The organism is Pseudomonas sp. CFBP 8758 (genome assembly GCF_014841725.1).
In the GTDB taxonomy this organism is placed as follows: Bacteria; Pseudomonadota; Gammaproteobacteria; order Pseudomonadales; family Pseudomonadaceae; genus Aquipseudomonas; species Aquipseudomonas baltica.
Map to the genome: position 1 here is coordinate 39305 of NZ_JACYUK010000003.1, position 22394 is coordinate 61698.

Genomic DNA, 22394 nt, shown 5'->3' on the forward strand with positions numbered 1-22394 from the left:
CCCATCTCCGACCCGATCACCGCCCACAAAAAAACCCGTCATTCGACGGGTTTTTTCGTTCAGCTCATTTCAGCGTGGCATCAAGCCTGAACCACCGGAATGTTCGCGTTGGCCGCAGCATCGCGGAACTCGGCGATCTGGTCGAAGCTGAGGTAGCGGTACACATCGGCAGCCATGCTGTCGATGCTGGCCGCATAGCCCATGTACTCTTCGACCGTCGGCAGCTTGCCCAGAATGGACGCGACAGCGGCCAGCTCGGCGGAGGCCAGGTACACGTTGGCACCATCGCCCAGGCGGTTCGGGAAGTTACGGGTCGAGGTGGACACCACGGTGGAGTTGGGTTCCACGCGGGCCTGGTTACCCATGCACAGCGAGCAGCCCGGCATCTCCATGCGTGCGCCAGCCTTGCCGTAGATGCCGTAGTAGCCTTCTTCGGTCAGCTGATGGGCATCCATCTTGGTCGGCGGCGACAGCCACAGGCGCGTCGGCAGTTGGCCCTTGACCTTGTCGAGCAACTTGCCGGCAGCGCGGAAGTGGCCGATGTTGGTCATGCACGAACCGATGAACACTTCGTCGATCTTCTCGCCCTGAACGGTGGACAGCAGACGTGCATCGTCCGGATCGTTCGGTGCACACAGGACCGGCTCTTTCAAGTCGCTCAGGTCGATCTCGATGATCTCGGCGTATTCGGCGTCGGCATCGGCACTCAGCAGTTCCGGGTTGGCCAGCCACGCTTCCATGGCCTGGGCACGACGTTCCATGGTCCGCGCATCGCCGTAGCCTTCGCTGATCATCCAGCGCAGCAGGGTGATGTTGGACTTCAGGTATTCGGCAATGGCCTTTTCCGGCAGCTTGATGGTGCAACCGGCGGCAGAACGCTCGGCCGAAGCGTCGGACAGTTCGAACGCCTGTTCCACGGTCAGCTCGTTCAAGCCTTCGATTTCCAGGATGCGGCCCGAGAAGGCGTTGATCTTGCCTTTCTTCTCGACGGTCAGCAGGCCTTTCTGAATGGCGTAGTACGGAATCGCGTGGACCAGATCGCGCAGGGTGATGCCTGGCTGCATGGTGCCCTTGAAGCGCACCAGCACCGACTCGGGCATGTCCAGCGGCATGACGCCGGTAGCGGCCGCGAAGGCCACCAGGCCGGAACCGGCCGGGAACGAGATGCCGATCGGGAAGCGGGTGTGCGAGTCACCACCGGTGCCGACGGTGTCCGGCAGCAGCATGCGGTTCAACCAGCTGTGGATGATGCCGTCGCCTGGACGCAGGGATACGCCACCACGGGTGCGGATGAAATCCGGCAGGGTGTGATGGGTGGTCACGTCGATCGGCTTCGGATAGGCCGCGGTGTGGCAGAAGGACTGCATGACCAGGTCGGCGGAGAAGCCCAGGCATGCCAGGTCTTTCAGCTCGTCGCGGGTCATCGGGCCAGTGGTGTCCTGGGAACCGACGGTAGTCATCTTCGGTTCGCAGTAGGTACCGGGACGCACGCCCTGGTTCTCGGGCAGGCCGCAGGCCTTGCCGACCATCTTCTGCGCCAGGGTAAAGCCCTTGCCGGTGTCGACCGGGGCTTCGGGCAGCTTGAACAGATCGGTTGGGCCCAGGCCGAGTTCGGTACGCGCCTTGTCGGTCAGGCCGCGACCGACGATCAGCGGGATGCGGCCGCCTGCGCGGACCTCGTCGAGCAGTACCGGGGTCTTGAGCTCGAACGTGGTGATCACTTCGTCGCTGTCGTGCTTGCAGACCTTGCCCTGGTGCGGGTACAGGTCGATCACGTCACCCATGTTGATGTTCGACACGTCGAACTCGATCGGCAGGGCGCCGGCGTCTTCCATGGTGTTGTAGAAGATCGGGGCGATCTTGGTGCCGAAGCAGAAACCACCAGCGCGCTTGTTCGGCACGTACGGGATGTCGGTACCGAAGAACCACAGCACCGAGTTGGTCGCCGACTTGCGCGACGAACCGGTACCGACCACGTCACCCACGTAGGCGACCGGGTAACCGTCGGCGTACATCTGGGCAATCTGCTTCATCGGGCCGATCGAGCCCTGCACGTCGGGCACGATGCCTTCGCGGGCCATCTTCAGCATGGCCAGGGCGTGCAACGGGATGTCCGGGCGCGACCAGGCGTCAGGCGCAGGCGAAAGGTCGTCGGTGTTGGTTTCGCCGGTGACCTTGAAGACGCGCAGGCTGATCTTGTCGGCCAGGGTCGGACGCTTCTTGAACCATTCGCCGTCGGCCCAGGATTGCAGTACGCCTTGAGCGTGGGCATTGCCGTTCTTGGCTTTTTCCGCAACGTCGTGGAAGGCATCGAACATCAGCAGGGTGAACTTGAGCTGTTCGGCAGCCACCGGCGCCAGGGTGGCGTCGTCGAGCAGTTCGACCATGGTGGCGATGTTGTAGCCACCCTGCATGGTGCCGAGCAGTTCAACTGCACGCTTGCTGTCGATCAGCGGCGAAGTGACTTCGCCCTTGGCCAGGGCAGAAAGAAAACCGGCCTTGACGTAGGCGGCTTCGTCGACGCCTGGTGGCACGCGGTTGGTGATCAGGTCGACCAGGAAAGACTCTTCGCCGGCGGGAGGGTTTTTCAGCAGCTCGACCAGGCCTGCGGTTTGTTCGGCGTTAAGCGGCTGGGGCACGATACCCTGGGCGGCACGCTCTTCGATGTGTTTGCGATAGGCTTCAAGCACAGTTATTACCCTCATCAGTGGTCCCGGAAGGGACGCTCATCCAGAGAACGCCTGCATCCATGCGTACGGTCTTTTCGGCCGTTCAGTCAGGAGGGCAGGTGTTCCATGCAGAAGCTGTTTTCAAAGTTTTACGCCTGTAGAAGGGAAATCTGATGAGGGCTGGCACCGGACGAGCGGTGCCAACACCCTTCTACTGGATCAACTGTGCTCGTGACGCTTTGAAAACAGCTTCCAATGGACATTGGCGCCTAAAAAGGCTGCATGATTCTACTTTATTTCGCGCAGGAAGTTAAGTTAAGCCCCACGATTTCTGGGGTGACCCCTGTTAGACAAAGGACTAACATGCGCCGGTGTTCCACCGTCCAGCGTGCCGATCCACCATGTCCAACCATTCCATCAAGACGCCCTGCGTGGGCCTGTGCTCCACCGTCTACGGTGACCTGGTATGCCGGGGCTGCAAGCGCTATCACCACGAAGTCATCCATTGGAACGGCTATGACGAAGCGCAGAAACGCGCGGTATGGATTCGTCTGGAGCAATTGCTGGTGCAGGTAATGGTCGCCAAGGTGGAAGTGTTCGACCCGTCGAAACTGCGCCAACAACTGGAACAACGCAAGATCCGTTTCGTCGAGCGGCAGTCGGAGTACTGCTGGGCCTACCAGTTGATCGCCCGCGGCGCCCGCGTGATCAATAACCTGGAGGCTTACGGTCTGGTGCTGCTGCCCGAGTTCCGCGACTGGGATCTGCCGCAGCTGCGCGATGCCATCGATCGGGAGTTCTTCATTCTGTCCGAGGCGCATTACCAACGTTATATCGCGCCGGCGTTCGTGCGCGAGCTGACCGAACAGCGCATTATCTGAAGTTGACCCTGCGCTGAGGCCTTCGCGGGCAGAGACCCGCGCTGACACACTCACAACCCCGGACACCCCCATGCTCATAGTCGCCGACGAAAACATCCCGCTGCTCGACGCATTCTTCGAAGGCTTCGGTGAAATCCGCCGCTACCCGGGCCGAGCGATCGACCGGACGGCTGTCGCCGATGCCGATGTCCTGCTGGTGCGCTCGGTAACCCAGGTCGATCGCACCCTGCTCGAAGGCAGCAATGTACGCTTCGTTGGCACCTGCACCATCGGCACCGACCACCTCGACCTCGATTACTTCGCCGCAGCCGGTATCCACTGGGCCAGCGCCCCGGGATGCAATGCCCGAGGCGTGGTCGACTACGTGCTCGGCAGCCTGCTCACCCTGAGCGAAATCGAAGGGCTGGCGTTGCCCCAACGCTGCTACGGCATCGTCGGCGGCGGCCAGGTGGGCGGGCGGCTGGTACAGGTACTGCGCGGCCTGGGCTGGGATGTGCGGGTGTGCGACCCATTGCGTGCGGCAAGGGAGGGCGGCGACTTCGTCAGCCTGGAACACATCGTCGAGCACTGCGACGTGATCAGCCTGCACACACCGCTGACCCGCGACGGCGACCACCCCACCTGGCACCTGTTCGACAGCCCGCGCCTGCGCGCGCTCAAGCCGGATACCTGGCTGATCAATGCCGCGCGCGGCCCGGTGATCGACAACGCTGCATTGCTTGAAGTGCTGCTCGAACGCGAAGACCTGCAGGCGGTGCTCGACGTCTGGGAGCACGAACCCGCAGTCGACCGTGCGCTTGCCGACTGCTGCGTGATCGGCACTCCGCACATCGCTGGCTACAGCCTCGACGGTCGCCGTCGTGGCACGGCGCAGATTCATCAGGCGTTGTGCAACTTTCTCGGTCGCAGCGTCGATGTCCACCTGGACGACCTGCTGCCCAGGCCCTGGCTCGGCGAGGTCAGCCTGAGTGCCGACAGCGATCCGGCCTGGGCGCTGGCCATGCTCTGTCGGGGCGTCTACGACCCGCGGCGCGACGATGCCGACTTCCGTCGCAGCCTGGCCGTCGACAGCCCGCATGACCTTCCTCATGAAGCCGACGATGCCCGGCAGCGGCTGGCCTTCGACCAATTGCGCAAGCACTATCCGCCGCGTCGCGAAATCGAAGGGCTGCGCGTGCGCATCGACGGTCCTGCACCGGAGCTCGAACGCATCGTCGTAGCTCTGGGGGCGGTGCTGGTCCGGACCGACACCTGAGACTGGGTGCCAGAACGTCGAAACCCGGCATCAGGGCCGGGTCTCGTGGGCAGCAGGGCGGTTGGGTCGATCAGTCTTTGCCGACCGGCTTCACCACGTGTTCTTCCAGTTCGCGGCAGGCGTCCTGCACCATGTTTTCGGTGATGGGTACTTCACGCCCCTGTTCATCGATGATCGCGCCCCCAACGGGCTCCTGGGGTTTCACACGTAGCACGTCGATGCGTTTAGGCGTGTCGTCATGCGAGCTCATGGCCTGTCTCCTCTTCAGATGTGTGCGCCGTCTGTTTCGGGCTGCTTCCTAGCTGACTTTGTCCGTTTGCTGGAGTTCCACTGTAGTCGATCGGGCGTCTGGGTGTAGGCTTGCAGATCATCTGAAAACGGATCACCTCCCTTGCAGCTATTGTCTTCGGGTCAGCGTCGCGGTTTGCGCCTGGCCTGGCGCTTCATGCGCCCTTATCGCTGGCAGGCCATCGGCGCGCTGCTGGCACTGCTGGTAACCGCCGGCATCACCCTGTCCATGGGCCAAGGCATTCGCATGCTGGTCGACCAGGGCTTCATGACCCAGTCGGCACACCTGCTCAATCGTTCCATCGCCGTGTTCATGGTGCTGGTACTGGCCCTGGCCACGGGAACGTTCGCGCGCTTCTATCTGGTGTCCTGGATCGGCGAGCGCTGCGTCGCCGATATCCGCAAGCAGGTGTTCGACCATTTGGTCCACTTGCATCCGGCGTTCTACGAAAACAACCGCAGTTCGGAAATCCAGTCAAGGCTGACCACCGACACGGCGTTGCTGCAATCGGTGATCGGCTCGTCGCTGTCGATGTTCCTGCGCAACCTGTTGATGGTGATCGGCGGGGTGGTGCTGTTGTTCGTCACCAACCCCAAGCTCACCAGTATCGTGGTGGTCGCCCTGCCACTGGTGCTGGCGCCGATCTTGATGTTCGGGCGTCAGGTGCGGCGTCTGTCGCGGCAGAGCCAGGACCGCATCGCCAATGTCGGCAGCTACGTGGCCGAAACCCTGACCCAGATCAAGACCGTGCAGGCCTACAACCACCAGGCCGAAGACCAGAAACGCTTCGCCGTCACCGTGGAGCAGGCGTTCGACACGGCCCGGCAGCGCATCGTCCAGCGTGCATGGCTGATTGCACTGGTGATCGTGCTGGTGCTGGGTGCCGTCGCAGTGATGCTCTGGGTCGGTGGCATGGATGTGATCGGCGGGCGCATTTCCGCAGGCGAACTGGCCGCGTTCGTGTTCTACAGCCTGATCGTGGGCAGTGCCTTCGGCACCTTGAGCGAAGTGGTCGGTGAGCTGCAGCGCGCCGCCGGTGCCGCGCAGCGCATTGCCGAGCTGCTGCAGGCGCGCAGCGATATCCAGCCGCCCAGCGTCGGTCTGCAGCAACTGCCGCCGCGGGTCACGGGGGCGCTGGCGCTCGACGAGGTGATATTTGCCTACCCTGCGCGCGACGCGGCACCCGCCATTCGCGGCCTGAGCCTGCAGGTCAGGCCGGGCGAGACCCTGGCCCTGGTCGGGCCCTCGGGCGCAGGCAAGTCGACGCTGTTCGATCTGCTGCTGCGTTTCTACGACCCGCAGCAGGGCCGCATTCTCATCGATGGGATCGACCTGCGCCAGTTGGATCCGCAGGACGTGCGTCGGCAGTTCGCCACGGTGTCGCAGACCCCGGCGCTGTTCTTCGGCAGCGTCGAGGACAATGTCCGCTATGGTCGGGCCGACGCCACGACCGAGCAGGTCGAGGACGCCGCGCGCATCGCCCATGCCCACGACTTCATCATGCAACTGCCGCAGGGCTACCAGACGCCGCTCGGCGATGCTGGCCTGGGGCTTTCGGGAGGCCAGCGTCAACGCCTGGCGATTGCCCGCGCCTTGCTGGTCGATGCCCCGATCCTGCTCCTGGACGAGGCCACCAGCGCCTTGGACGCGCAAAGCGAACACCTCATCCAGCAGGCCATGCCGACGCTGATGCAGGGTCGCACCACACTGGTCATCGCCCACCGCCTGGCCACGGTACAGAACGCCGACCGTATTGCAGTCATGGATGAGGGGTGTCTGGTGGCGCTGGGAACCCACGCCGAGCTGGTGGCCAGCAATGCGCTCTACGCGCGTCTGGCCCACTTGCAGTTCGGTCGCTAGCGCAAGCGGCCCCCAAGGCTGGGGGCCGCGATCATCAACGGTACTGGCAGAGGTAGGCGGTTTCCACTTCCACAGTCAGTTGGAATTTGCTGTTGGCAGGCACGTTGAACTGGCTGCCGGCAGTGAAGGTTGTCCATTCGCTGGCATCGGGCAGCTTGACCGTGAGGGCGCCGGAAACCACGTGCATGATTTCGCTCTGGGCTGTACCGAATTCATACTCGCCCGGTGCCATGACGCCGATGGTGGCAGGGCCGTCCGTTTCGGAGAAAGCAATGGACTTCACGGTGCCGTCGAAGTACTCGTTGACCTTGAACATGAGGCGGTTCCTTGCGGAGGATTGGAAAGGGCTGGCCAGTATGCCCAAGCCCTGGCAGGTCGTCATCCGCTTTACGGCGCGAGCACCATGGGCAGCAGCCGCGCCGTGTTGCGTGCGTCTTCGAGGGCGCGGTGCTGCTGGCCGCAGAACTGCAGGCCGGCCAGTTGCAGGGCACTGGTCAGGCCGAGCGGCCGCGGCAGCTGGCGAGCCTTGGCAAAGCGCTGCTTGAGGTTGATGTGGGGCACTCGCGCCAGTGCGCTTTCCAGGTTGAGCCGCTGCCAGTCCTGCAGCAACTGCAGCCGGTCGTAATCGCCCCAGCTGACCCAGCCCTGCAGTTGCCCGCGGTGGGGTGACAGCCACTGCTCGAAGCTTTTCCACACCTGGGTCAACACCGCCGCGGCGTCCACGTCCGCTTGATCGATGTGGGTCAGCGTCCGACAGAACGGGGTCAGGCTGGGGCGTCGCAACGGTTTGACGAATCGCTGGAAGTGATCCACCTCGCGTCCGTCGCGGTTGACCAGGCTTGCACCGATCTCGATGATTTCCATTTCAGTGACCGGCCAACCACCTTCATCGGTGGTGGCTTCCAGGTCGACGACCAGCCAATGCGGCATACCAAGCTCCCAGGCACATGCGCTTAGAGCCTAGAGCACAACCGCAGGCAAAGAGTTCCGATATCCCTGCAACCGCGCAATAGCGCAGTTCGATGCTGCCTGCCGCAGGCGGACGGGGGAGTGCCGGGCACCGGCACAGGGTTTAGCAGTTGTCAGCCCGACGTAAAACCCCTAGCGTACGTGCTTCGCGAAACGGCTGGTGGGGGTTTTCTGTCTTGAAGTACGGTTATGTTAAGGCGGCCCTGCCACGTCTGTTGCTGGCTGCACTGGTTCCATGGGTAGCGGCACTGTGGGCATCGGGCACGCAAGCTGCCCAGGAAGTGCGCATCGGCGCGGCGCATTTTCCGCCGTACGTCGTGCACCCCGAACAGGGTCGCAACGAAGGCCTGTTGCCCTCGCTCATCGAACAGCTCAACCAGGTGCAGACCACCTGGCACTTCGTTCTGGTGCCGACTTCGATCGCGCGACGCTATCAGGATTTCGAACGCGGCCGGGTCGACATGGCGATCTTCGAGAACCCACTGTGGGGGTGGCAGCGCATCAAGCACAGTGCGGTCGATCTCGGGCTGGAGGATGCCGAGGTGTTCGTGGCGCTGAAGCAGGGCAATGATCAGGATTTCTTCGCCGATCTGAATGGCAAGCGCATGGCGCTGTTCTACGGTTATCACTACGCGTTCGCGGATTTCGACGCCAACCCGCAGTATCTGCTGCGCAGATTCAACGCCGTACTGACGTATTCCCACGAAAGCAACCTGATGATGGTGGTGCGCAAGCGGGCCGACATTGCAATGGTCACCCGGTCATTTCTGAGCGATTTCGTCGCACGCAACCCGGATATCGGCTCGCAGCTGCTGGTTTCGCAACGGTTGGACCAGATCTACCGACACTACGCGCTTATTCGCCCCGGTGCGCCGATCAGTGCCGAAGAGTTCACCACCCTGATGCAGCAGATGCACGCCAGCGGCAGATTGCTGCCTATCTTTGCGCCAGCCAAAGTGGCCGTGCTGGCGCAACCTGCTCGCCGTGTGGTGGTGCGCAACCCTGCAGCCAAGCCCTGAAAGGCCTAGCGATAGGATTGACGCCCCGAGACGCGAGAGACATACGCCCGGCTTTCGCGTTCAGCTTCCTCGCGGGTCGCGAAGGGGCCTTCCAGAGTCTTTTCCCGAGTGCTGAAAAAATAGAAACCGTTGACCGTGCTGAATCGTTCGGCACGAAAGTGCGTGGTTTCAACAAGGTCCTGCGCACGCTTGCCAAACATGATGTGCGTCCTGTGTAGAAATGGATCTTGGATGTGGATCGGGCGAGTTCGCCGCCGGCATCATCGTTGGCAAACGATGATGCCGGCGGCGAGAGCTTAAAGCATTTCTTCGGGCCGCACCCACTGGTCGAACTCGGCTTCGCTCAAGTAGCCCAGGGCCAGTGCCGATTCGCGCAGTGTCAAGCCTTCAGCGTAGGCCTTCTTGGCGATCTCGGCGGCCTTGTCGTAGCCGATGTGCGGGTTGAGCGCGGTGACCAGCATCAAGCCACGCTCGAGGTGCTCGCCCATCTGCTGCGCATCCGGCACCAGACCGGCGACGCAGTGTTCCTGGAAATTGCGACAGCCATCGGCCAGCAGCTTGATGGACTGCAGCAGGTTGTGAATGATCACCGGCTTGTACACGTTGAGTTGCAGGTGACCCTGGCTCGCGGCGATGCCGATGACCACGTCGTTGCCCATGACCTGGCAAGCGAGCATGGACAGCGCCTCGCACTGGGTCGGATTGACCTTGCCGGGCATGATGGAGCTACCCGGCTCATTGGCCGGCAGTTTGATCTCGGCCAGCCCTGCCCGAGGCCCCGAACCCAACAGGCGGAAATCGTTGGCCAGTTTCATCAAGGCCACGGCGAGGGTCTTGAGCGCTCCCGAGAGGCTGGTCAACGGCTCGTGGCCGGCCAATGCGGCGAACTTGTTCGGCGCGGTGACGAACGGCAGCCCGGACAGCGCCGCCAGCTCGGCGGCGATGGCTTCGCCGAACCCCTTGGGTGCATTGAGCCCGGTACCCACCGCAGTACCGCCCTGGGCCAGCTCACACACGGCGGGCAAGGCGTTGCGGATGGCCTTCTGGGCGTATTCGAGCTGCGCCACGTAGGCCGAGACTTCCTGGCCGAAGGTAATCGGCGTGGCGTCCATCATGTGCGTGCGGCCGGTCTTGACCAGCTGCGTGTGGCGTCCGGCCAGCTCGGCCAGGCCCTCGCCGAGCACCGCGATTGCCGGCAACAAGTCAGCCTGCACGGCTTGCACGGCGGCGATGTGCATGGCGGTGGGGAAGCAGTCGTTGGAGCTCTGTGAACGATTGACATGATCGTTGGGATGCACTGGCGACTTGCCGCCGCGGCCCTTGCCGGCCAGTTCGTTGGCGCGCCCGGCGATCACCTCGTTGACGTTCATGTTGCTCTGGGTGCCGCTGCCAGTCTGCCAGACCACCAGGGGAAACTGATCGTCATGCTCGCCTGCAAGCACTTCGTTGGCGGCTTGCTCGATCAGTCGGGCGATGTCGGCCGGCAGGTCGCCGTTGCGATCGTTGACCCGCGCCGCGGCCTTCTTGACCAGCGCCAGGGCGTGCGAAACCGGCAGCGGCATGCGCTCCTCGCCAATGGCGAAGTTCACCAGCGAACGTTGGGTCTGGGCGCCCCAGTAGGCCTCTTCAGGAACTTCGACCTGTCCCAGGCTGTCTGTTTCGATACGACTCATGCGGTTCATGCTCCTTGTTGTCGATCTCGCGTCACACCCCGAAGATGCACGGGCGGGTCTCGCTGCTGTTCATCGGCAGCCTTGCTGTTAGGGTACGTACCTGGCGTCAGGTTCCATGAAACTGCACCTGCGGTTCGCAGTCTGGGGTTGAGAGACGCACGAGCTTGAGCGCAAAATGATCGTTTCTGGGGTTTTACCTCGCCTGCTAGATAAGGAAACTCGATGACTCGTTTTCGCGCCATCTGCACCGCGGCAGTTCTCGTCTGTGCCAGTGGCCAGGTACTCGCCGACACCGCCAGCCACAATGCCAGCGCCGAAGCCTTCCTGATGATGGCTCATGCGGACAAACTGGGGACGCCGGTGTACATGCAAGTGCAGCAAATGTTCGCTCAGCGCTTCGAGCAGACCAAAGCCCCGGCCAGCAAGCAGGCAACCCTGGAAACCTACCAGGCCAAGGCCAATGCCGCGTTGGACCAGGCCATCGGCTGGCCCAAGCTCAAGCCAGACATGGTCAAGCTGTACACCACCAACTTCTCCGAGCAGGAGCTCAAGGACCTGGTCAAGTTCTACCAGTCGCCGCTGGGCAAGAAAGTCCTGGAAAAAATGCCCGCCGTGACCCAACAGTCCGCCCAGCTTACCCAGCAGAAGCTGGAAAGCGCAGTGCCAGTGGTCAACAACCTGTTGGCTGACATGACCAAGGAACTGGACCCACAGGGCGCTGCCAAGGCTGCTGCCGGGCCGGCCAAGCCAGCGAAGCCGTAACGGAGTCGTTGCTGATGTCTATGAAGGAACGCATCGTATCCACCCTGCAGATGCTGCAACCCGCACATCTGCAGGTGCTGGACGAAAGCCACATGCACAGCCGAGGCACCGAGACCCACTACAAGGCGGTGCTGGTCAGTGACCGCTTTGCCGGGCTCAACAGTGTCAAGCGTCACCAGTTGGTGTACGGCACGCTCGGCGAACTGATGGGCGAGTTCCACGCGCTGGCGCTGCACACCTATACGCCCCAGGAATGGGCGCAGGCAGGGGCCGCACCGGCGTCGCCCACCTGCGCCGGCGGTGGGCACTAGGCAACGGAATTTGCTAGAATCTGCAACCCGCCAGCGGCATGCCGTTGGCGGGTTTTTTCATTTCTGTTCACTGACCTGTCGCCTGGCTCGTCCGGTGAACTGTCCCCCAAGAAAATCCGGTACGGCCCTTGCGCGGTCGACCACCTGGAGCGTTTTACCCATGACCCAAGCGATCGTCGTGGCGGCACTGTACAAGTTCGTCACCCTGGAAGATTACGTCGAAATGCGTGAGCCGCTGCTGCAGGCCATGCTCGACAACGATATAAAAGGCACGCTGCTGATAGCCGCAGAAGGCATCAACGGCACCGTATCCGGTACCCGCGAAGGCGTCGACGGCCTGTTGGCCTGGCTCAAGCTCGATCCGCGCATGGACGACATCGACCACAAGGAATCGTACTGCGACGAGCAGCCGTTCTATCGCACCAAGGTCAAGCTGAAGAAGGAAATCGTCACCCTCGGCGTCGCCGGTGTCGACCCCAACCGCACGGTTGGCACCTATGTCGAGCCGCAGGACTGGAATGCGTTGCTCGACGACCCGGAAGTCCTGCTGATCGACACTCGCAATGACTACGAAGTCGCCATCGGCACCTTCCACGGCGCCGTGGATCCCAAGACCGCGTCTTTCCGCGAATTTCCCGATTACGTCAAGGCTCATTTCGACCCGGCGGTGCACAAGAAGGTCGCCATGTTCTGCACCGGCGGTATCCGCTGCGAAAAGGCGTCCAGCTACATGCTTGGCGAAGGCTTCGAAGAGGTCTATCACCTCAAGGGCGGCATTCTCAAGTACCTGGAGCAAGTGCCCCAGCAAGAAAGCAAGTGGCAAGGTGACTGCTTCGTCTTCGACAACCGCGTCACGGTGCGCCACGACCTCAGCGAGGGCGATTACGATCAGTGCCATGCCTGCCGCACACCGATCAATGTCGAAGATCGTGCCAGCGAGCACTACGTGCCCGGCGTCAGTTGCCCGCACTGCTGGAACAGCCTGAGCGAAAAGACCCGCAAGAGCGCCATTGATCGTCAGAAGCAGATCGAACTGGCCCGCGCGCGCAATCTGCCGCACCCTATCGGCCACAACTATCGCAAAGCTGCCCAGGACTGAGCCCATGTCGCGCAACCGCCTGATCTACGTGATGGACCCGATGTGCTCCTGGTGCTGGGGCTTCGCGCCCGTGGCCCAGGCCCTGATGGACCAGGCCGAGGCGGCAGGGGTCAAGACCCATATCGTGGTGGGCGGGCTGCGCAGCGGTGGCGCGGCGCTGGAGCCGACCACCCGCGACTACATCATCGAGCACTGGCATGCGGTGCACGAGGCCAGCGGCCAGGCCTTCGAGTTCGAGGGCGCACTGCCGGCAGGCTTCGTCTACGACACCGAGCCGGCTTGCCGAGCGATCGTGGCGGTGCGCGAACTGGCCCCCGATCTGGCCTGGCCGTTGGTCAAGCTGATCCAGCAGGCGTTCTACACCCTGCGCCTGGATGTGACCCAGCCGGTGCAGTTGGCTGCCCTGGCCGAACAGGCCGGTGTGCCGCGCATCGAGTTCGTCGAGGCGTTCGACAGCGATCGCAGGGTACAAACCACTCAGGCCGATTTCGCCTGGGCGCAGGGGCTGGGCATCGCCGGCTTTCCGACGTTGCTCGCCGAGCGCGATGGCCAGCTGGCTTTGCTGACCAATGGTTACCGACCGTTGGCCGATCTTGCACCGCTGCTGGCGCGCTGGCTGGAACGTGCTGCCGATGCATGAGCGACCGGGCCCCGTCGGGGTGGCAGGGTCGCAAACCACGCCTGTGGCAGACCGCCTGAGTTGGGGCGAGATACGCCGATTGGCATTGCAGCACAAGCGTACGCTGTGGACCGCCAATGGCGTCGCCGTACTCGCTACCTTGTGCAGCGTGCCGATACCCCTGCTGTTGCCGCTGCTGGTCGATGAGGTCTTGCTCGGGCATGCCGGCAGTGCCACGCGCTGGATGAGTCAGGTGTTGCCCGCCGCCTGGCAGATCCCCGTCGGCTTCATAGGGCTGATGCTGGTGATCAGTTTCACCCTGCGTTGTGGGTCATTGCTTTTCAACGTCGTGCAGGCGCGGCTGTTCGCCGGCCTGGCCAAGGACGTGGTCTATCGCCTGCGTCTGCGTCTCATCGAACGGCTCAAGCGCATCTCCCTCAGCGAATACGAAAGCCTGGGCAGCGGGACGGTCACTACCCATCTGGTCACCGACCTGGAAACCCTCGACAAATTCGTCGGCGAAACCCTGAGCCGCTTCCTGGTGGCGATGCTGACCCTGGCCGGCACCGCGGGCATCCTGATGTGGATGCACTGGAAGCTGGCGCTGCTCATCCTGCTGTTCAACCCCCTCGTGGTGTACGCCACGGTGGTGCTGGGCAAGCGCGTCAAACACTTGAAGAAGCTCGAGAACGACAGCACCGCGCGCTTCACCCAGGCGCTCGGCGAAACCCTGGACGCCATCCAGGAAGTCCGCGCCAGCAACCGTCAGGGTTATTTTCTGGGCCGCCTCGGCCTGCGCGCTCGCGAAGTGCGCGACTTTGCGGTCGCCTCGATGTGGAAGAGCGACGCGTCGGGCCGCGCCAGCGCGCTGCTGTTCCAGTTCGGCATCGATATCTTCCGCGCTGCAGCCATGCTCACGGTGCTGTTCTCCGACCTCAGCATTGGCCAGATGCTGGCAGTGTTCAGCTACCTCTGGTTCATGATCACCCCGGTCGAACAGCTGTTGAATCTGCAATACGCCTACTACGCTGCAGGTGGTGCGCTGAAACGGATTAATGAATTGCTCGCTCGCGCCGATGAACCCAGGTATCCGGGCGGCAGCGATCCGTTCCGCGATCGCGAGACGGTGGGTATCGAGATCCGTGGCCTGACCTTCGCCTATGCCGAGGACAAGGTGCTGGACCGCCTGGACCTGAGCATCGCGCCCGGTGAAAAGGTCGCCATCGTCGGCGCCAGCGGGGGTGGCAAGAGCACGCTGGTGCAATTGCTGCTCGGGCTCTATACGCCACAGGCCGGGGAGGTGCGCTTTGGTGGCACGCTGCAGCAGGCGATGGGCCTGGAGACCCTGCGCGATAATGTCGCGGTGGTATTGCAACATCCATCGCTGTTCAACGATACGATTCGTGCCAACCTGACCATGGGCCGCACTGCCAGCGACCATGCCTGCTGGAATGCACTGCAGATCGCCCAGCTGGACAGCACCGTGCGGGACATGCCCCACGGCCTGGACAGCATTGTCGGCCGGTCCGGCGTACGCCTTTCCGGGGGTCAGCGGCAGCGTCTGGCGATTGCTCGAATGGTGCTGGCCGAGCCCAAGGTGGTCATTCTCGACGAAGCCACCTCTGCGCTCGATGCCGCCACCGAGTACAACCTGCACCAGGCCCTCGCGCGATTCCTGCGAGGGCGCACTACCTTGATCATTGCCCACCGGCTCTCTGCGGTGAAGCAGGCCGACCGCGTGCTGGTGTTCGACGGCGGCCGGATCGCCGAAGATGGCGATCACCAGCAGCTTATCGCCGAGGGCGGGCTGTATGCGCGTCTGTACGGTTATCTGCAACAGGTCTGAGTCCGCGGCTGGCGGCGCGCCCAGCCATAAAAAAAAGATTCGGCACCGACGAAAACTGTGCCGGTCCTTTCCGAAACTAGCCTAGAGTGTGCCAGTGGTGATTGAAGTTCTGACTTGGACGTTGCCTGGATCGCTGAAGCAAGGAACCTCATGAAGCACACACAGACTCTCGATACACCGAGATTGCTGGGGATTGTCTGGCCATTCATCGCCGTCGTGGGGTTGATGGCAATGCTGGGTTGCATCAGCCTCTACGCACTGTCCGCGGTGCGCAGCTATGTCGCGGGCGAAAGCTTCTGGTCCAAGGGTCAGAAAGACGCGATCTACTACCTGAACCTGTATGCCGACAGCCGTGACGAGGAAGTCTTCCAGAAGTACCTGCGCGCCATCGCCATTCCCCAGGGCGGTCATCAGCTGCGCCTCGCCCTCGACCAGCCCGAGCCTGATCTGGCGGCTGCACGGACCGGCATTCTGAAGGGCAACAACCACCCTGACGACATGCAGAACATCATCTGGCTGTACCGTCACTTCAGCGATGTGAGCTACATGTCCAGGGCCATCGCGCACTGGAAGATCGGCGATACCTACCTGGTCGAACTCGACGCCCTGGCGCAGCAGATGCACGCGGCGCAACAGGCCGGCACCGCCAGCGAAGCGGACATGGCGCGCTGGAAGCACCAGATCATGCTCATCAATGACGCGGTGACGCCCGCCGCCATGGCCTTCAGCGCGGCATTGGGCGAGGGCTCGCGCGCGGTGCAGTACCTGCTGGTGGTCAGCAACCTGCTGGTGGCGCTGCTGTTGATCGTGCTGGCGCTGTGGCGCACGCGCAAGCTGCTCAACCAGCGCCATGCCTTCGCCTATGCCCTGCAACTGGAAAAGGACCGCGCCCAGGTAACCCTGGCGTCCATCGGCGATGGGGTGATCACTACCGATGTCGAGGGCGCGATCCTCTACATGAACCCGGCCGCCGAGCGACTGACCCACTGGAGCGCCGATCAGGCCGTGGGGCTGCCGCTGGCGGCGTTGTTCAACCTGCTCGACGAAAACGCCGAGAAGGACAGCTTCACCCTCATCGACCACATCGTCAGTGGCGACCTGCGCGGCGGCAGCGAACACGCCAAGCTGATCCAGCGCCTGGACGGCAGTACGGTCTCGGTGACGCTCGTCGGCGCGCCGATCCAGACCGACCAGCACATCAGCGGTACCGTGCTGGTGCTGCACGACATGACCCAGGAGCGGCAATACATCGCCAACCTGTCGTGGCAGGCCACGCACGATGCATTGACCGGGCTGGCCAACCGCCGCGAGTTCGAGTTCCGTCTCGAGCAGGCGCTGGCCGCGCTGCAGCGTTATCCTGGCTGCCACTCGCTGATGTTCCTCGACCTGGACCAGTTCAAACTGGTCAACGACACCTGCGGTCACGCGGCGGGCGACGAACTGCTTCGCCACATCTGCGCACTGCTGCAGTCCGGGCTGCGCGAGGGTGACACCCTGGCGCGCCTGGGCGGTGACGAGTTCGGCATCCTCATCGAGAACTGCTCGGCCGCCGAATCGGAGAAACTGGCCGAAACACTGCGCCACACCGTGCAGAACCTGCACTTCGTGTGGAAGGGGCGCCCGTTCGTCACCACCGTCAGCGTCGGCATGGTGCACCTGACCCAGGCGCCGATCACCCTCGAAGCCTCGATGCGCGCCGCCGACATGGCCTGCTACCTGGCCAAGGAGCGCGGCCGCAACCGCGTTCAGGTCTACCACGCCGCCGACAGCGAACTGACCGTGCGCGTCGACGAGATGGCGTGGGTCCAACGGTTGCACATCGCCCTGGAGGAAAACCGGTTCTGCCTGTACGCGCAGGAGATCGCCGCCCTGGGCATACAGGACGGCCCGCCGGGTGGGCACATCGAGATCCTCCTGCGCCTGAGCGATGAAACCGGCCGCATCATCATGCCCGAGGTGTTCATCCCGGCTGCCGAGCGCTACGGCCTGATGACCGCCCTGGACCGTTGGGTGGTGCAGAACGTATTCAAGGTGGTGCGCCAGACGCTCGACCAGCCCGACCAGGGGCCGTTGGCGGTGTGTGCGATCAACCTTTCCGGCATCAGCATCGGTGATGACGAGTTCCTCGAGTTCCTGCGTGAACAATTTCGCCTGCACGCCATTCCGGCCGAGCTGATATGTTTCGAGATTACCGAGACAAGCGCCATCGCAAATCTTGGCAGCGCAATCCGTTTTATCAATGAATTGAAGGGCTTGGGTTGTCACTTTGCACTCGACGACTTCTGCGCCGGTATGTCTTCGTTTGCCTATTTGAAACATTTACCTGTCGATTATTTGAAAATCGACGGCAGCTTCGTTAAAGATATGTTGGACGACCCGATCAATCGGGCGATGGTGGAAGTGATCAACCATATTGGCCACGTCATGGGCAAGCGCACCATTGCCGAGTTTGTCGAGACGCCTCTGATAGAACAGGCCTTGCTGGAAATTGGTGTGGACTACGCACAAGGATATTTGATCGAGCGACCGCAGGTTTTCACCTGTGACAGTCTGCGCCGTCACCTGGGCAGACTGCGGCCGTTGCGCTTTGGCGTTCCCGACACTTTCCGATAAGGGCAATTTGCCGCTGTTCTTCACTTAATTAAATGGAGGTTTGCCAGTGAACGATCCTTTTATTCGCCTGGGTCCGCTGATGGACGCAAAAAGTTATCCCGAGTGGGCACAGAAACTGATCGAAGACTGTGCGCCGAACAAACGTCGGGTCGTCGAGCATGAGGTTTACGCGCGCATGCGCGACAACCAGCTGAGCTCGCGCACCATGCGTCATTACCTGATCGGCGGCTGGCCCGTGGTGGAGCAGTTTTCACTGTACATGGCGCAGAACCTGACCAAGACGCGTTTTGCCCGGCATCCGGGCGAGGACATGGCGCGGCGCTGGTTGATGCGCAACATTCGAGTCGAACTCAATCACGCCGATTATTGGGTGCATTGGAGCCAGGCGCATGGCGTCAGTCTCCAGGATCTCATCGCCCAGGACGTGCCGGCCGAGCTGCACGCGCTCAGCCATTGGTGCTGGCAGAGCTGTGCCACCGACTCGCTGGCGGTTGCCATGGCGGCCACCAACTATGCCATCGAGGGTGCAACCGGCGAGTGGTCGGCGGTGGTCTGCGCCGACGACACCTATGCCCAGGCGTTTCCCGAGCAGAACCGCAAGCGCGCCATGCGCTGGCTGAGCCTGCATGCCCAGTACGACGACGAGCATCCGTGGGAAGCTCTGGAGATCATCTGCACCCTGGTTGGCAACCATGCCACCGAACTGCAGCAGGCCGAGCTGCGCAACGCCATCTGCAAGAGCTACGACTTCATGTTCCTGTTCCTGGAACGCTGCATGGCGCTGGAGCTGCAGCGCACCACCACCCTGGACAAAAGGGTCGTGGCTTGAAACAGGGTAGGGGCATGACGCAGGACTAGCAGGATCGCCTCAGGCGGCACCACGGTTGCGCGACAGGCTGGCTGGCCGGTCGTTACAGCGGTGGGTGCCTGCCCTGAGGACACATTTCACTGGGCGTCCAACGCCCGGCCATTGACCCCGATACTGTCGGGTCCCATCAGGTACAGATACACCGGCATGATCTGTTCGGGCAACGGGTTGCGGCCAGGCTCCTCGGCCGGATAGGCCTGCGCGCGCATGGCCGTGCGCGTGGCACCGGGGTTGATGCTGTTGGAACGTACCGCGCTGACACCTTCCAGCTCGTCGGCGAGGGTCTGCATCAGGCCTTCGGTGGCGAACTTCGACACGCCGTAGGCGCCCCAGTGGGCGCGCCCCTTGCGACCGACACTGCTGGAGGTGAACGCCACCGAGCCATCTGCCGCCTGCTTGAGCAGAGGCAGCAGTGCGCGAGTGAGCATGAACGTGGCGTTCACGTTGACCTGCATCACCTGGATGAACTCGTCGTCGGGCAGCACGTCCAGTGGTGTGCGCGGGCCAATGATCGAGGCGTTGTGCAGCAGGCCGTCGAGGCGGCCGAAGGTGGTCTCGATCACCTGTGCCAATTGCGCGTACTGTTCGCTTCGCGCGCTCTGCAGGTCGAAGGTGATGACCACCGGCTGGGCATGCCCGGCGGCTTCGATTTCGTCGTACACGGTGGTCAGGTTGGATTCGGTCTTGCCCAGCAGCAGCACGGTGGCGCCATGGGCGGCGAAGGTTTTCGCGGCGGCAGCGCCAATGCCACGGCCGGCACCGGTCACCAGGATGATGCGCCCGGCCAGCAGGTCGGGGCGGGCTGAGTAATCGAACATGGAAACTCCTGGAAAGTAGTACGGTTCAGCAGCCGCAAAGGGCCTGGTCGAGCACACGGCGCAGATCCGACGGGTGATCGACTACCACGTCGGCGCCCCAGTGATCCGGGTTGTCGTCGGGATGGATGTAGCCGTAGCGCACTGCGGCGGTCCTGGTCCCGGCATCGCGGCCCGACTCGATGTCGCGCAGATCATCACCGACGAACAGCACGCTGGCCGGGTCCAGGTCGAGCCTGCTGCAGGCCAGCAGCACGGGTTCGGGGTCCGGCTTGCTGCGCGTTACATGGTCGGGGCAGATCAGCACCGCCGAACGCTGTGCCAACCCCAGTTGCTGCATGATGGGCTCGGCGAAGCGCAACGGCTTGTTGGTCACCACGCCCCAGATCAGCTTGGCCTGCTCGATATCCGCGAGCAGTTGCGCCATGCCTTCGTAGAGATGGCTGTGGACCGCGCAGCCGTGTTGGTAGCGCTCGAGGAACTCCAGGCGCAAGGCTTCGAACTCCGCTGACTCGGGTGCCAGGTCGAACGACGCCTGGACCATGGCCTTGGCGCCGCCGGAGATCACGTCGCGCACACGCTGCTCGTCGATCGGCGCCAGGCCGCGTTCGGCGCGCATGGCCTGGCATATGGCGACGAAGTCCGGCGCGGTATCGAGCAGCGTGCCGTCCATATCGAAAAGTACCGCTCGAAGGCGCATGCTCATTCCTCGCGAAGGGTCTGGATCATGTAGTTGACGTCGACGTCCGAAGCCAGCTTGTAGTGCTTGGTGAGCGGGTTGTAGGTCAGGCCGGTGATGTCCTTGACGGTCAGTCCGGCCTCGCGGCTCCACGCGCCGAGCTCGGAAGGGCGGATGAATTTCTTGAAGTCGTGGGTGCCGCGCGGCAGCAGCTTCATGATGTACTCCGCGCCGATGATCGCGAACAGGTACGCCTTGGGGTTGCGGTTGATGGTCGAGAAGAACACCTGGCCGCCAGGCTTGACCATGCGGAAGCAGGCGCGGATCACCGACGAAGGGTCTGGCACGTGTTCGAGCATTTCCAGGCAGGTGACCACATCGAAGCGCTGCGGGCATTCGGCCGACAGGGCTTCGGCGGTGATCTGGCGGTATTCCACTTCCACTCCGGATTCCAGCTGGTGCAGGCGGGCAACCGCCAGTGGCGCCTCGCCCATGTCGATCCCGGTGACCTTGGCGCCGCGCAGGGCCATGGCCTCGCTCAGGATACCGCCGCCGCAACCTACATCCAGGACCTGCTTGCCCGCCAGGTTGACGCGCTCGTCGATCCAGTTGACGCGCAACGGATTGATGTCGTGCAGGGGCTTGAACTCGCTGTTGCGATCCCACCAACGGTGCGCCAGGGCTTCGAACTTGGCGATTTCAGCGTGGTCGACGTTGCTCATTGGGTGTCCTCTAAACGATGTGATTCTTGAATTCTGTAGGGCCGGGCGGCGCAGTCGTCATCGCTCGGCGGCGATACGCTCGCCCCAGGCGCATGCCTTGTCACGCAGCAGTTGCTCGTCCAGGCGGGTCAGGCGACCTTCGTCGAGCAGTTGCCTACCGGAGACCCAGACATGCCGGACACAATCGCGGCTACTCGCGTAGATCAGTTGCGACACCGGGTCGTAGACCGGCTGCTGAGCCAGTCTGGACAGGTCGAACGACGCCAGGTCCGCAGCCTTGCCGACCTCCAGCGAGCCGATGTGCGTCTCCATGCCCAGGGCTCGGGCGCCATTGAGGGTGGCCATGCGCAGTGCGCGATGGGCATCCAATGCGGTCGCCGAACCGGCCACGGCCTTGGCCAGCAGCGCTGCGATGCGCGTGTCGCCGAGCAGGTCGAGGCTATTGTTGCTCGCCGCCCCATCGGTGCCCACGGCCACATTGACGCCGGCCTGCCGGAGCTTTTCCACCGGACAGAAGCCACTGGCCAGCTTGAGGTTGGACAGCGGGCAGTGCACGACGTTGCTGTTGCTTTCCACCAGCAGCGCGAGGTCGGCGTCGTCTATCTGAGTCATGTGCACCGCCTGGAAGCGCGGCCCCAGCAGGCCGAGGCGGGCCAGCCTGGCCAGCGGACGCTCGCCGCTCTGTTGCAGGGCATCGTGCACTTCGCCTGCGGTTTCGTGAACATGCATGTGGATGGCGGCATCCATTTCGTCCGCCAGTACCCGGATCTTTTCCAGGTTCTCGTCGCTCACCGTGTAGGGCGCATGGGGGCCGAAGGCAATGCTCACGCGTGGATGGTGCTTGAGGTCGTTGAACAGCTCGACACCCTTGTGCAGCGCCTCGTCGGCATCACGCGCGCCGGGAATGGGGAAGTTCAGCACCGGCACGGTGATCTGTGCGCGCATGCCACTGGCGTGCACGCGCTCGGCGGCCACTTCGGGAAAGAAATACATGTCGGAAAAGCAGGTGATGCCGCCTTGCAGTTGCTCGGCAATGGCCAGGTCGGTGCCGTCGCGGACGAACGCCTCGCTGACCCAGCGTGCCTCGGCGGGCCAGATGTGTCGTTCGAGCCAGGTCATCAGCGGCAGGTCGTCGGCCAGGCCGCGGAACAGCGTCATGGCCGCGTGCCCGTGGGCATTGACCAGCCCCGGAGCGAGCAGCTGGCCCGGCAGTTCGCGGGTTTCTCGCGCCTGCAGCCGGGCGGCTGCGCTGCGCGGGCCGATGAATGCAATCTGGCCGTCGCGGATACCCAGGGCATGGTCTTCGAGCACGACACCGGCGGGCTCGACCGGTACCAGCCAGGTGGGCAGTAGCAGCAGGTCCAGGGCGGTATCGACATCGGGCATGGCAAGTTCCGGGGCTTCGGCAGGTGATGGCGAAGTATACCCGAGCGTCTTGGACGGGG

21 protein-coding genes are annotated in these 22394 nt (G+C 63.1%); 11 read left to right on the top strand and 10 right to left on the bottom strand.

From position 1 onward, the window contains the following. Positions 1-80: 80 nt before the first annotated feature. Entirely contained in the window at positions 81-2690 is a 2610-nt protein-coding gene (gene acnB / locus IFT75_RS07060; protein ID WP_192054471.1) for a bifunctional aconitate hydratase 2/2-methylisocitrate dehydratase, read from the bottom strand. Between the two features lie 380 nt (positions 2691-3070). Between acnB and IFT75_RS07065 the strand changes: the two genes are divergently transcribed. Together IFT75_RS07065 and pdxB are read left to right on the top strand one after the other, a co-directional pair. Beyond that, positions 3071-3550, top strand: coding sequence for a DUF1289 domain-containing protein (locus IFT75_RS07065; protein ID WP_122479098.1), 480 nt, complete (start codon positions 3071-3073; stop codon positions 3548-3550). 70 nt (positions 3551-3620) lie between these two features. Then, positions 3621-4805 carry a 4-phosphoerythronate dehydrogenase PdxB gene (gene pdxB / locus IFT75_RS07070; RefSeq protein ID WP_192054000.1) on the top strand — a complete coding sequence of 395 codons (1185 nt, stop codon included), beginning with the start codon at positions 3621-3623 and terminating at the stop codon, positions 4803-4805. A gap of 70 nt (positions 4806-4875) precedes the next feature. Here pdxB and IFT75_RS07075 read toward each other — a convergent pair whose 3' ends face one another. Beyond that, on the bottom strand, positions 4876-5055 hold the full coding sequence (locus tag IFT75_RS07075; protein WP_192054001.1) for a PA1571 family protein: 180 nt from the start codon (positions 5053-5055) through the stop codon (positions 4876-4878). Between the two features lie 141 nt (positions 5056-5196). Between IFT75_RS07075 and IFT75_RS07080 the strand changes: the two genes are divergently transcribed. Beyond that, entirely contained in the window at positions 5197-6954 is a 1758-nt protein-coding gene (locus IFT75_RS07080; protein ID WP_274605328.1) for an ABC transporter ATP-binding protein/permease, read from the top strand. A gap of 34 nt (positions 6955-6988) precedes the next feature. On the opposite strand, the gene ppnP is transcribed toward IFT75_RS07080, so the two are convergent. Then, a complete protein-coding gene (gene ppnP / locus IFT75_RS07085) occupies positions 6989-7270 on the bottom strand; it encodes a pyrimidine/purine nucleoside phosphorylase (protein WP_185793816.1) in 282 nt (93 codons plus the stop codon). A 71-nt stretch (positions 7271-7341) separates the two neighbouring features. Next, positions 7342-7884 (bottom strand): exonuclease domain-containing protein, encoded by a 543-nt coding sequence (locus IFT75_RS07090; RefSeq protein ID WP_185793815.1) that lies wholly within the window; start codon positions 7882-7884, stop codon positions 7342-7344. A 215-nt stretch (positions 7885-8099) separates the two neighbouring features. On the opposite strand from IFT75_RS07090, the gene IFT75_RS07095 reads away from it, so the two are divergent. After that, positions 8100-8942 carry a substrate-binding periplasmic protein gene (locus tag IFT75_RS07095; protein WP_122479088.1) on the top strand — a complete coding sequence of 281 codons (843 nt, stop codon included), beginning with the start codon at positions 8100-8102 and terminating at the stop codon, positions 8940-8942. 5 nt (positions 8943-8947) lie between these two features. On the opposite strand, the gene IFT75_RS07100 is transcribed toward IFT75_RS07095, so the two are convergent. Together IFT75_RS07100 and IFT75_RS07105 are read right to left on the bottom strand one after the other, a co-directional pair. Further along, a complete protein-coding gene (locus IFT75_RS07100; RefSeq protein ID WP_122479086.1) occupies positions 8948-9142 on the bottom strand; it encodes a DUF6316 family protein in 195 nt (64 codons plus the stop codon). A gap of 96 nt (positions 9143-9238) precedes the next feature. After that, positions 9239-10615, bottom strand: a complete 1377-nt coding sequence (locus IFT75_RS07105; protein WP_122479084.1) for a class II fumarate hydratase — start codon at positions 10613-10615, stop codon at positions 9239-9241. Positions 10616-10837: 222 nt separating this feature from the next. On the opposite strand from IFT75_RS07105, the gene IFT75_RS07110 reads away from it, so the two are divergent. The 7 genes from IFT75_RS07110 (at position 10838) to IFT75_RS07140 (ending at position 18694) form a co-directional block, all read left to right on the top strand. Then, the gene (locus IFT75_RS07110) at positions 10838-11377 is read left to right on the top strand and encodes a DUF2059 domain-containing protein (RefSeq protein WP_122479082.1); all 540 of its coding nucleotides are present in this window, start codon (positions 10838-10840) and stop codon (positions 11375-11377) included. Between the two features lie 14 nt (positions 11378-11391). Further along, positions 11392-11688 (top strand): BolA family protein, encoded by a 297-nt coding sequence (locus IFT75_RS07115; protein WP_122479080.1) that lies wholly within the window; start codon positions 11392-11394, stop codon positions 11686-11688. A gap of 160 nt (positions 11689-11848) precedes the next feature. Beyond that, positions 11849-12787 (top strand): oxygen-dependent tRNA uridine(34) hydroxylase TrhO, encoded by a 939-nt coding sequence (gene trhO / locus IFT75_RS07120; protein ID WP_192054002.1) that lies wholly within the window; start codon positions 11849-11851, stop codon positions 12785-12787. A 4-nt stretch (positions 12788-12791) separates the two neighbouring features. Continuing rightward, positions 12792-13427 (top strand): DsbA family protein, encoded by a 636-nt coding sequence (locus tag IFT75_RS07125; RefSeq protein WP_192054004.1) that lies wholly within the window; start codon positions 12792-12794, stop codon positions 13425-13427. Continuing rightward, positions 13420-15252, top strand: coding sequence for an ABC transporter ATP-binding protein (locus tag IFT75_RS07130; protein ID WP_122479074.1), 1833 nt, complete (start codon positions 13420-13422; stop codon positions 15250-15252). The genes IFT75_RS07125 and IFT75_RS07130 overlap by 8 nt, the downstream gene beginning before the upstream one ends. A gap of 150 nt (positions 15253-15402) precedes the next feature. Next, on the top strand, positions 15403-17865 hold the full coding sequence (locus IFT75_RS07135; protein WP_192054006.1) for an EAL domain-containing protein: 2463 nt from the start codon (positions 15403-15405) through the stop codon (positions 17863-17865). Between the two features lie 46 nt (positions 17866-17911). Then, complete coding sequence (locus IFT75_RS07140; protein WP_122479071.1) at positions 17912-18694, top strand: TenA family transcriptional regulator; 783 nt, start codon at positions 17912-17914, stop codon at positions 18692-18694. Positions 18695-18810: 116 nt separating this feature from the next. Here the strand turns inward: IFT75_RS07140 and IFT75_RS07145 are convergent, their stop codons facing one another. From IFT75_RS07145 to IFT75_RS07160, 4 genes are read right to left on the bottom strand one after another with little or no spacing between them, the layout of a single operon-like run. Beyond that, on the bottom strand, positions 18811-19551 hold the full coding sequence (locus IFT75_RS07145) for a YciK family oxidoreductase (RefSeq protein WP_185793813.1): 741 nt from the start codon (positions 19549-19551) through the stop codon (positions 18811-18813). A 25-nt stretch (positions 19552-19576) separates the two neighbouring features. Further along, complete coding sequence (gene mupP / locus IFT75_RS07150; RefSeq protein WP_185793812.1) at positions 19577-20248, bottom strand: N-acetylmuramic acid 6-phosphate phosphatase MupP; 672 nt, start codon at positions 20246-20248, stop codon at positions 19577-19579. A 2-nt stretch (positions 20249-20250) separates the two neighbouring features. Next, a complete protein-coding gene (gene ubiG, locus IFT75_RS07155; protein WP_122479065.1) occupies positions 20251-20949 on the bottom strand; it encodes a bifunctional 2-polyprenyl-6-hydroxyphenol methylase/3-demethylubiquinol 3-O-methyltransferase UbiG in 699 nt (232 codons plus the stop codon). A 57-nt stretch (positions 20950-21006) separates the two neighbouring features. After that, positions 21007-22335, bottom strand: a complete 1329-nt coding sequence (locus tag IFT75_RS07160) for a TRZ/ATZ family hydrolase (RefSeq protein WP_192054008.1) — start codon at positions 22333-22335, stop codon at positions 21007-21009. Positions 22336-22394 lie beyond the last annotated feature (59 nt).

Bases quoted from the DNA above. Each gene is read 5' to 3' on its own strand.
- IFT75_RS07145 (WP_185793813.1), bottom strand. From the start codon at position 19,551: ATGTTCGATTACTCAGCCCGCCCCGACCTGCTGGCCGGGCGCATCATC.
- IFT75_RS07075 (WP_192054001.1), bottom strand. From the start codon at position 5,055: ATGAGCTCGCATGACGACACGCCTAAACGCATCGACGTGCTACGTGTG.
- IFT75_RS07125 (WP_192054004.1), top strand. From the start codon at position 12,792: ATGTCGCGCAACCGCCTGATCTACGTGATGGACCCGATGTGCTCCTGG.
- IFT75_RS07090 (WP_185793815.1), bottom strand. From the start codon at position 7,884: ATGCCGCATTGGCTGGTCGTCGACCTGGAAGCCACCACCGATGAAGGT.
- IFT75_RS07130 (WP_122479074.1), top strand. From the start codon at position 13,420: ATGCATGAGCGACCGGGCCCCGTCGGGGTGGCAGGGTCGCAAACCACG.
- IFT75_RS07110 (WP_122479082.1), top strand. From the start codon at position 10,838: ATGACTCGTTTTCGCGCCATCTGCACCGCGGCAGTTCTCGTCTGTGCC.
- IFT75_RS07105 (WP_122479084.1), bottom strand. From the start codon at position 10,615: ATGAGTCGTATCGAAACAGACAGCCTGGGACAGGTCGAAGTTCCTGAA.
- mupP (WP_185793812.1), bottom strand. From the start codon at position 20,248: ATGCGCCTTCGAGCGGTACTTTTCGATATGGACGGCACGCTGCTCGAT.
- IFT75_RS07135 (WP_192054006.1), top strand. From the start codon at position 15,403: ATGAAGCACACACAGACTCTCGATACACCGAGATTGCTGGGGATTGTC.
- IFT75_RS07160 (WP_192054008.1), bottom strand. From the start codon at position 22,335: ATGCCCGATGTCGATACCGCCCTGGACCTGCTGCTACTGCCCACCTGG.
- trhO (WP_192054002.1), top strand. From the start codon at position 11,849: ATGACCCAAGCGATCGTCGTGGCGGCACTGTACAAGTTCGTCACCCTG.
- IFT75_RS07115 (WP_122479080.1), top strand. From the start codon at position 11,392: ATGTCTATGAAGGAACGCATCGTATCCACCCTGCAGATGCTGCAACCC.
- IFT75_RS07100 (WP_122479086.1), bottom strand. From the start codon at position 9,142: ATGTTTGGCAAGCGTGCGCAGGACCTTGTTGAAACCACGCACTTTCGT.
- ppnP (WP_185793816.1), bottom strand. From the start codon at position 7,270: ATGTTCAAGGTCAACGAGTACTTCGACGGCACCGTGAAGTCCATTGCT.
- IFT75_RS07065 (WP_122479098.1), top strand. From the start codon at position 3,071: ATGTCCAACCATTCCATCAAGACGCCCTGCGTGGGCCTGTGCTCCACC.
- ubiG (WP_122479065.1), bottom strand. From the start codon at position 20,949: ATGAGCAACGTCGACCACGCTGAAATCGCCAAGTTCGAAGCCCTGGCG.
- pdxB (WP_192054000.1), top strand. From the start codon at position 3,621: ATGCTCATAGTCGCCGACGAAAACATCCCGCTGCTCGACGCATTCTTC.